Raw genomic sequence first — 9,323 nt, 5'->3', positions numbered from 1 at the left:
CGCTTTACCCTGCTCAAGCTAGAGGTTAGCTATCCTTACACCTTTAGGACTACCGACTATGCTCAGTGTCGGTCAGCATATCGCATTTATCGACTCAATCCCACTTGTGAACTAGGGCAAGACCGACTGGATACAGCGGGAAATTATGATCATCAGTTAATTCAAATTGAGGGGGAGTGGCGAGTCACTGCAATCAGGCAAACAGTGGTGGTGATGACTGGTGATCGTCGAGTCCATCAAGGGCTACGCGACTCATGATCACGTTAAAGTTGATTGTGTTGTCAGCAGTACAACAATTCTGGTGCAGCGGATTGACGAAATCCCCTGGTGCACTGCTAAAGAAGTTGGCAACCGCTGACCAGAGCCGTTATGCGGCTTGAACCCCTGCTAAGTGCTACTTCATAACTCTCCACAGCAATATTCATGCAGGGAAGTTCTTACAAAGGCTGAATTTGAAGAAGGTGGATAAATGACAGGTTTAATCGAAGCACTTGAACAACTGGAATATTGGTTATGGCAGAATCATCCAGGATTGGCAGACTCTATAGTTCCAGGACTAACCACAGAGGAGATCGACGACCTGTTAGGAAAACTTCCAAGTCAAGTTACTCAAGAGATCAGAGAGTTCTATCAATGGACAAATGATAGCGGGATTTTTTTGACACCCTGTCATTTTGATGAACCTCTACGCATAATGCCTCTAAAAACTGCAATTCAATATACTTCTGAGTCAAATAGTTTTCTTGAACAACGAATAAACATTCCAAAGCTAGTTATGTTTTGGGAGTCTGAAAGATGGCTTCATTTGGCAATTTGTGGCGAAACTGAAGCGAATCCAATCCTTGTTATAACTGACGACGATTTTACTAGATTGGCTTATTCAAACCTGACAAGTATGGTTCTGACAAATCTTGAATGTTACCAAAAAGAAATTATTAAAATAGAGATTAGAGATAGCTGGATAAGACTCAAACTTGATGACGAGCCTTCAAGGAAAGAATTTAATGCTATCCGCAACCGTAATAATCAGGCTTTTGAGTTAGCATCTTTTCAAGAACGTCACAATCTTAAGGTTATACCAATATGAAAAACGGTAGCGATCGCCGCATAACAACCCTGGTGCAGCGGATTGACCTAAGCCTCTTATGGTGTTGCGAAGATCTCGGCAACCGCTGACCAGGAACGTTATGTAGCTTTGGTTGTCGGTGAGGGCGTACTGAGGAGGTATCTTCAGGTTGAGATCTCTAAGTAGTCGTAAGTTCTTGATTGAAGCATAACTAGCAAGTTTTGATGGGCTATGTTTATAGTCGAATCCATCGCCAATTTTTTGTGTATTTCAATACTTAACAACTCGCTATTTGCTCTCTAGTAATTGTCTAGAATACGGCGACATTTCAATAATTAGGAGACAAAATTATTATGGAATTCAACCCAAGCAACAATGTTGTTAAACTTTGTCTTCAAGGTATGGGCATGGAAGAAAAAGGCAAACCTGAAGAAGCAAGTGGACTATTTCTTCAAGCCTGGAACGAAGCGACGTACGACTTTGAAAAATTTATTTCAGCTCATTATGTAGCCCGACATCAAAAAAATGTTGCTGACAAATTAAAATGGCTTGAAACGGCTTTGCAGTTTGCATTAAAGATGAATAATGACTCTGTCAAGAGTGCTTTCCCTTCTCTATATTCAAACATTGCTCAATGCTATGAGGACTTAAGCGACCCTAGCAAGGCAAAAAAGAATTATGAATTAGCAGCTTCGTTTAAAGATAAACCTTCTGACACAGGACCTTTTTATCATGGGACGAAAGCAGATTTGTCGGTTGGCGATTTGCTGTCAGCAGGGGGCAATTCTAATTACAAATCTGAACTCAAAATGAATCACATTTATTTTACAGCCTTTACCAGTGGAGCGGGACTAGCTGCTGCATTAGCAAAAGGCGATGGACGTGAACGTGTTTATATCGTTGAACCAACAGGGGTTTTTGAAAATGACCCGAATGTTACAGACAAAAAATTTCCGGGCAATCCGACACGCTCATATCGCTCTCAAACACCATTAAAAATCGTTGGCGAAGTGACAGATTGGGTGAGACAAACACCTGAGGAACTCCAAAAATGGCGTGAAAAGTTGGTCAATCACAAAGGAGAAATTATTAATTAATTATCGCCACATAACAATCCGCCTGCACCCGACCGTTTGGAGTCTTTTTATTGAGTTCAAACGGTCACTAGCGGCGGGTAAGGCGGAACGTTATGTCGCTGAGTCCTGATTGACTGACACAAATATCAAGTGGCGTAGTCAAAAGACTGAACTTGAAACTCAAAGCGATATGTACGCCATTCAAATTGAGGCTTAGAAGCCTTTTCTGGGTCAGGGTCGCGATTAGAAGCGAGGGAGTAGAGCGAGCAGAGCTTCCATCCACGAGTGAGCGCCGTTTTGACCCAATTCCAACCAATCTTGAAGTAACTCATGCCGCGAGACCAATGCGGGTCAACCCAACGCCGCCGTTTCGCAGCCACAACGGCTGTCCCCTGCAAAGTCAGAAATAACGTCGCCACCGCACTCACCAAACATAGCCGCGAGAGTGCAGGTGCACAGCGCAGTCCCGCATGCTCCCACTCAAAGCCATTGGACTTATCATCCAGAAAACTCTCCTCAATGTCGAATCTCAAGCCATATTCACGTAAAGTTTGCACCGTCGTGGGTTCGGAACTCACAACCAACCAGAGTTGTCCCGTTTGGTTTTCACGGGCTAAGGCTAAATACACTCCATCCACGGAATTGCCTTTGTGCAGTTTGACGTTTTGAACCATCACGGCTTGCTCTGCACCGAGATGAAACTGATTCAACTGCTGCCAGCCTTTGCCGTCGCGATAGACCCAGGCAGCAGACTTGACGCGAACGCGGTAGTGCCAGCCCAATTCCAACTTCAAGTACCGCAGCAACTGATGATCCACAAACCCACGGTCAGCCAAGAAAACAACCTTGACCCCGACCGCAAGTAGACAAGACGCTTTGTTGAGTAAATCCCGGTAGACGATGAATTTCACACTGCTACTGCCATGCTCTAACACGCGCCAGATCACGGGAATGGCTCGTCCTCGATAGACGACGGATAAACGAATCACGCAGAAGGTATCCCACCGCATCGTCGTATCGCAACTCAGGTACAAGACGTGATCTTTCCACCCAGCTAGCGCAGTTTGAATCAAGGGGCTATCGACATGAGTCGGATGAATTCGGCAGTTATGAAGCCAGCGCGAAAATCGGCGTTGCGTACCCTGAGCCTGTTGAGCTGAGGTTTGGACGTGCGCTAACCAGCGCGTCAGGTTCACGCTGCCTTCATAAATGACTCCAATGACCATCCAAACCAGCACATAGGCATGACGTTGGTCCGACCAGGCACATTGACCGATAAAAGCTAACAGTGCATCATAAAGTCTAGAGGTGTGTTTCATGGCTGTCGTTCATTTTTGCTTTGACAACAGCTTACGCCTCTTCCTTTTCTCTCTTTGAAACTCCCTCCCAGAAAGCTTTCTGACTGTTAGAACCCTACTTGTGTCAGTCAATCAGGTTTCAAACACTGCCCAAGGATAGCGTTCCATTTCGGATGCTGGACTACCGTGTGCGCGGGTATCGCAAAGATCCAACTAAACCGATGCGGCAAATCGTGATTTACCTAAAGCAAACTGCATCCGAGCGAGTGGATCAGACCAGCTTTGAGATGGAAAACACGCGCCATGAGTTTGAGGTGGTCAGAATCTGGGAGCAACCTGCCTCCCTATTTCTGCAATACCCAGGGTTGATTCCCTTCGCGAGTCTGGGACAAAGTGCGGATACAGAGGAAACGTTACGGCAAGCAGCACGACGGATCGATCAGATTGCAGACCCAACAACTCAGGCAAATTTGGTAGCAGCATCAGGGATTTTAGCCGGGTTAAAATTAAAAGACGACGTGATTTATCACATATTGCGGAGAGACATCATGCAAGAATCCACTGTTTATCGTTCAATCTGGAGAGAAGCTGAGGAAGAAAAGACGCGGGCGATCGCGCTCAATCTGCTGCGTAGAGGAGTAGCAATCGATATCATTGCTCCTTCTACAGGCTTATCGATCGAAGAAGTGCAACAACTTCAGCAACAACTCAACGGCTCCGCACAAAGCTGAAGTTGATCGATGTACGGAGAGTTGATCGTAAAAACGGCATAACAACCCCAATGCAGCGGACGAGCAAAGTCTTCGCGCTTCGTTTCTAGCTTTCTCGTCGCCGTTGATTGGGAACGTTAAACAATCCGATCGCCATCGCGATCGCCGCTCTTGTAGCGATTGTCTTGAAAGTCAAGAGGCATTGAGAAGAAGGTAGTGCACTCTAAACACGCATGACAATAGGAGGGCTGGGATGTCCGTTGGGTTGACTGACTGACTTGTCCAGCAACAGGACTAAACCGGACTTGCCAAAGTTGGTTGTCGCGGAGCAGGGCGTTGAGAATGACCAGTCGCTTTTGCAGACAAGCAACTTTGGCAACCAGTTTGAGTTTGCCTTTGGCGAGCAAGCGTTGATAGCAGTCTCAAATCACCGGGTTGTGGCGAGTTGCGACCACGGTTGCCATGTACAAGCCACAGCGAACGTGAGTACGTCCGCCTGCGATCACGCGCTTACCCTTGTGTTTACCGCTGTCATGGTTGATGGGGGCAACGCCAACCAACTGAGCGAGCTGTTTTTCACTGAGCTTGCCGCGTTCGGGCAGTTCCACCAGACAGAGGGCAGCTGTGAGCGGACCGATGCCCTTGACTGACTGCAAAATCTTGTCTTTGCGCTGCCAGTCGGCTTGCTGTTGTTCGAGGGTTTGAATTTGCTGATTCAATGACTCAATGCGGTGCTTCAGTTGTTTGAGATGGTCTTCGATGTCAGATCGAACCGGCTTTGAGGCCCGAGCCAGACGATTCTTCGCAGCCACTTGGATTGCCACCAATTGCTGACGACGGTGCATCAGGTCACTCAATTGTTGAGCTGATGCGGCAATCAGCGGTTGGGGTTGCAGGTTGACGCTTTGAGCAAAGCGGGCCATCACTTCGGCATCCAATTGGTCGGTCTTGGCTTTGCCGAGCGCTACTACAAACCCTTTCACTGTTCGAGGATTGGCGATTGCACCGGGTATCGCCGCCTGTTGCAGTTCCTAAACGAGGGTTCGCTCTAAGCCCCCAGTGGATTCAACCACAACCAGGTGGGGTGGAGTTGGCTTTAACTGGGCAATGAGTTCCGCCACTCCCGCTTCGGTGTTGGCTACCTGGAAGGTTGCCCCTTGAGGCAAAAGCTATCCATCCAGGCTGTTTGGACTCCCATCAATGCCGACCCATGTTGTTGCGAGTGTCCGCATTGATGCTGAGGTATGGTGTGGTTGTCCCTTTGACCACTCGTCCTTGCACATGCGAGATCTCACTCTCCAGCGCTTGTTCGAGTTCGTGTCATTGGGCAAGTCGCGTGGCTCCGAGGGCGACCGAACGAGGTCGAGCACCTGGGTGCAACTGGATTGCCACGCGCGTCTTAAAAATCCAGGCCCCCTGGCTACAGAGCGGTGTTTGATGCACCAAGGGTGCGACGGGTTGCCTAGTTCTGAAGAGACAAGGGGGCGTTACTAATAAGCAAACGCACCAATCATTTGGACATCACAACAGTAAGTAAATTTGATTCAGGTTGAAGTAGCATTAGGACGGATGATCGACGCTTTAACCGATAGAGAGTCTTGGAGGCAAAACCGAAACCCCTCGATTGCTCTGATTCCCCGTAGAATCGAAGTGGTCGTTCATTCTACAAAACTGCTGCTGCAAACAGAAAGCTTTGATTACCCTACTTAAAGTCAGAGGCAGTGTGAAGGTAGATTCTAGAAGGGATCGATATGTCTTCAGCATCTAATGCAAGGAGTGCGATTGTTCGGACAGAACGAGGATTAACGATCGCAGGTACACGCATCACTCTCTATAAAGTGATGAGCTATGTGACGGCTCAATATCCACCTAAGTTTATTCAGGGCTTATTTGACCTGACGGAAGAGCAAATTAATGTGGCGCTAGCTTACATTGAAATTCATCGCGCAGAGGTGGAGGCTGAGTACCAGCAAGTTCTTCAAGAAACTGAAGCACTTCGACAATACTACGAAGAGCAAAAGCGTGAGCGAGTTGCCCGAAGCGCAGTCAAACCTCCAAAGCCTGGAACTGAAGCCGCTTGGGAAAAACTTCGGGCGGTTAAAGCAAAGCGCGAATCCAAAGTGTGATTTTTCTGGTCGATCACAATCTCAAAAGTCATGCTTTGGTGCTCTTTAGTGCGATCGCATCTCAAGGGTAGTTGGATAACGTCCCGGTTCAGTTTTTCACATTTGACGAAATGAATTTATTGATTGATAGCGATGACAGGATAGTTTGGCGACTTGCCCAAGAGAATCAGATGCTTTTGCTGACTGCCAACCGCAGCATGAAAGGAAAAGATTCGCTGGAGCAGGTCATGCGTAAAGAAAACACTTCAGAATCGTTGCCTGTCATTACGGTTAGCAATGCGGATCGGCTTTTGAATGATTCCGAATACCGAGGGCGGTGTGTTGAAAGCCTGATTGAAATCGTACTTGATATCGATGCCTACCTTGGCGCGAGACGAATCTTCATTCCATAATCTTACACATTAATACTCTCGTTCACGCTGATAGGAAACACGGCATAACAATCCCAATGCAACCGACTGTTGAGTGCGATCGTCGATCTTGTGGGGTGCGTTCCTTAATGCAATTGCTACTCCACTGATAGATTTCTGAGAACGCACCACGCTCATGTTTTAGGCAACCGATCGCAGTGTAACAATGCCCGTACACACCGACCGTACAGAGTCTTTTCGTGGAGTCGAGAGGTTACTCGCGTTGGGTGAACGGGGTTCACAGCAATTAATGGAGCAGTGGAAAGGGTATTGCCTGGTTCTGACATAACAAGCTCGACGTGATAATACTTGTCAAGCTTAAGGAGATGGACTCAACGCTGGCTAGAACTCAGTTCGATCTTGCACAGCCTCAAGTGTCGCTTTATACTTTAAACTCATTCGGTTAAGTTGCTTAGAAGCTTAATGAAGTTTCTTTTGCTTTGCGTCTACTGCTGCCTGAATTTTTTCAGTCTAACCTCTATATCTATTATCTGTTAACTGCCTCACCAGGTTATCGTAAAGCACACCAAAACATAAGTGTAAATACTGAATAGTTGTGGTGCGTGTAAGCATCCACATCCCTGGAAATCGTTGTAGGGTTCCCTAACCATGTACGATTAAATTTTGTTACAGTCATCCCAGACCCTTAACTCGACTTTCTTTGGAGATTCCCCATGTTGCGACTGGAGCACGTCAGCAAAATTTATCCGACTGGCGAAGTGCTAAAAGACATCAACTGGGAAGTCAAACCCGGCGATCGCATTGGCTTAGTCGGCGTGAACGGTGCCGGAAAATCGACGCAGCTCAAAATCATTGCAGGCGAAACCGAACCCACCGCAGGCGAAATCATTCGCCCAGCCAGTCTGCACATTGCCTACCTGACCCAAGAATTTGAAGTAGACCCCACTCGTACCGTGCGCGAAGAATTTTGGCGGGCGTTTGGCGAAGCAAATGATGTCCACGTCGCGCTGGCTGAAGTCCATCGGAACATGGAAACTGCACCACCCGAAGCCTTAGACGACCTCATCCATCAAATGGATCGCTTGCAGCGGCGATTTGAAGCGATGGATGGCTACGGGTTGGATGCTCGCATTGAGAAAATCATGCCAGAACTGGGGTTTGACCTGGAGGATGGCGATCGGCTTGTGAGTGCCTTTAGCGGTGGTTGGCAGATGCGGATGAGTTTGGGCAAGATCTTGCTGCAGAAGCCCGATTTGCTGCTGCTGGACGAGCCGACCAACCACTTAGACTTGGAAACCATTGAGTGGCTAGAAACCTACCTTAAAGGTCTGTCTACACCGATGGTCATTGTCTCTCACGATCGTGAGTTTCTTGATCGCCTCTGCACGCAAATCGTCGAAACCGAGCGCGGCGTTTCGACGACCTACCTGGGCAACTATTCCGCCTACCTTCAGCAGAAGGAAGAAATGCGGGATGCCCAACTCAGCGCTTACGAGCGGCAGCAGAAAGAACTGGAGAAGCAGCAGGCGTTTGTTGATCGCTTCCGTGCCAGCGCCACCCGCAGCACTCAGGCCAAAAGCCGCGAAAAGCAGCTCGATAAAATTGAGCGCCTTGAAACACCCGATGGTGGCATGAGAACGCTTCACTTCCGCTTTCCACCTTCGCCTCGCAGTGGTCGCGAAGTGGTGGAAATCAAAAATCTGACCCACACCTATGGCGACAAAATTCTGTTTTTGGACGCAAACCTGCTGCTAGAGCGGGGCGATCGTGTTGCCTTTTTAGGCCCGAATGGTGCGGGTAAGTCCACCCTGCTGCACCTGATGATGGGCATGGAAAAACCCACCGAAGGCACGGTCACAATCGGTGACCACAATGTCCTTCCTGGCTACTTCGAGCAAAATCAGGCTGAAGCGCTCGATTTGCAAAAAACCGTGATGGAAACCATCCACGACGAAGTGCCCAAATGGACGAACGAAGAAGTCCGTACTTTGTTGGGACGCTTTCTTTTCAGTGGTGATTCTGCCTTTAAGAAAGTCGAGTCCCTCAGCGGCGGCGAAAAAGCACGACTCGCCCTCGCCAAAATGCTCCTTCAACCCGCGAATCTCTTGATTTTGGATGAGCCGACGAACCACCTTGATATTCCTGCCAAGGAGATGCTTGAAGAAGCGTTGCAACACTACGATGGCACGGTGATTATCGTGTCGCACGATCGCTATTTCATCTCCCAGGTTGCCAACAAAATTGTCGAAATTCGCGATGGTGAATTAATCCTTTATCGCGGCGATTATCACTACTATCTTGATAAGATTGCTGAAGAAAAAGATAAGACAAAATTAGCAGCGATCGAAGCCGAAAAAGAAGCCAAAGCCGCTGCCAAACGCGCTAAACAAAAGGAAAAAGAAAAGGCTAAAAAAGCGCAAACGAAAGCTTGACAGGGAGCCTTCTTCATGGCGTATGGCGTGCGATTGCATTAAAGTCGCCACCCGCAGCGATCGTGAATAGAATTCAGCATCGCTGATACCTTCACTAATGACCTGTCAGACTCACCAATTAGAGGCATAAAGCAATCAAAACTACCATCTTCAACCCAGACATCCCGTAAGATTTGTGTAGCAGAATAAAGGGCCTAAAGCGGGAAATAAAGGCTTAAAAGCTATTAAGTTTAGGTAATTGCTC

The 9,323-nt window shown here is 47.8% G+C and carries 7 protein-coding genes and 2 pseudogenes; 7 read left to right on the top strand and 2 right to left on the bottom strand.

Annotated elements, in window-relative coordinates:
* From AC5JLP_RS11160 to arr, 3 genes and pseudogenes are all read left to right on the top strand, one after another.
* Positions 1-258 (top strand): hypothetical protein (locus tag AC5JLP_RS11160; protein ID WP_496068009.1); only part of this gene is annotated, 258 nt, incomplete at its 5' end.
* 211 nt (positions 259-469) lie between these two features.
* The gene (locus AC5JLP_RS11155; protein WP_496068008.1) at positions 470-1,087 is read left to right on the top strand and encodes a hypothetical protein; all 618 of its coding nucleotides are present in this window, start codon (positions 470-472) and stop codon (positions 1,085-1,087) included.
* 698 nt (positions 1,088-1,785) lie between these two features.
* Positions 1,786-2,163 (top strand): annotated as a pseudogene (arr, locus tag AC5JLP_RS11150) (NAD(+)--rifampin ADP-ribosyltransferase); the annotation flags it as partial.
* Positions 2,164-2,288: 125 nt separating this feature from the next.
* Here the strand turns inward: arr and AC5JLP_RS11145 are convergent.
* Positions 2,289-3,461: a transposase gene (locus AC5JLP_RS11145; protein ID WP_496068007.1), complete on the bottom strand. Its 1,173-nt coding sequence runs from the start codon at positions 3,459-3,461 to the stop codon at positions 2,289-2,291.
* Between the two features lie 152 nt (positions 3,462-3,613).
* On the opposite strand from AC5JLP_RS11145, the gene AC5JLP_RS11140 reads away from it, so the two are divergent.
* Positions 3,614-4,171 carry an Rpn family recombination-promoting nuclease/putative transposase gene (locus tag AC5JLP_RS11140; RefSeq protein WP_496068006.1) on the top strand — a complete coding sequence of 186 codons (558 nt, stop codon included), beginning with the start codon at positions 3,614-3,616 and terminating at the stop codon, positions 4,169-4,171.
* A gap of 284 nt (positions 4,172-4,455) precedes the next feature.
* Here the strand turns inward: AC5JLP_RS11140 and AC5JLP_RS11135 are convergent.
* Positions 4,456-5,382 (bottom strand): annotated as a pseudogene (locus AC5JLP_RS11135) (IS110 family RNA-guided transposase); the annotation flags it as partial.
* Positions 5,383-5,901: 519 nt separating this feature from the next.
* On the opposite strand from AC5JLP_RS11135, the gene AC5JLP_RS11130 reads away from it, so the two are divergent.
* From AC5JLP_RS11130 to AC5JLP_RS11120, 3 genes are all read left to right on the top strand, one after another.
* A complete protein-coding gene (locus AC5JLP_RS11130; RefSeq protein ID WP_496068005.1) occupies positions 5,902-6,276 on the top strand; it encodes a DUF433 domain-containing protein in 375 nt (124 codons plus the stop codon).
* Positions 6,277-6,386: 110 nt separating this feature from the next.
* Positions 6,387-6,668, top strand: a complete 282-nt coding sequence (locus tag AC5JLP_RS11125) for an ACP S-malonyltransferase (RefSeq protein ID WP_496068004.1) — start codon at positions 6,387-6,389, stop codon at positions 6,666-6,668.
* Positions 6,669-7,360: 692 nt separating this feature from the next.
* Complete coding sequence (locus tag AC5JLP_RS11120; RefSeq protein ID WP_496068003.1) at positions 7,361-9,079, top strand: ABC-F family ATP-binding cassette domain-containing protein; 1,719 nt, start codon at positions 7,361-7,363, stop codon at positions 9,077-9,079.
* Positions 9,080-9,323: the final 244 nt, after the last annotated feature.

This window comes from Stenomitos rutilans (assembly GCF_059505485.1).
Note: the sequence above shows the minus strand (reverse complement) of the source record. Positions and strands in the feature narration are given on the sequence as shown.

Excerpts from the sequence above, each read along its gene's own strand:
- AC5JLP_RS11140 (WP_496068006.1), top strand. The coding sequence starts at position 3,614 with ATGCTGGACTACCGTGTGCGCGGGTATCGCAAAGATCCAACTAAACCG.
- AC5JLP_RS11145 (WP_496068007.1), bottom strand. The coding sequence starts at position 3,461 with ATGAAACACACCTCTAGACTTTATGATGCACTGTTAGCTTTTATCGGT.
- AC5JLP_RS11125 (WP_496068004.1), top strand. The coding sequence starts at position 6,387 with ATGAATTTATTGATTGATAGCGATGACAGGATAGTTTGGCGACTTGCC.
- AC5JLP_RS11130 (WP_496068005.1), top strand. The coding sequence starts at position 5,902 with ATGTCTTCAGCATCTAATGCAAGGAGTGCGATTGTTCGGACAGAACGA.
- AC5JLP_RS11120 (WP_496068003.1), top strand. The coding sequence starts at position 7,361 with ATGTTGCGACTGGAGCACGTCAGCAAAATTTATCCGACTGGCGAAGTG.
- AC5JLP_RS11155 (WP_496068008.1), top strand. The coding sequence starts at position 470 with ATGACAGGTTTAATCGAAGCACTTGAACAACTGGAATATTGGTTATGG.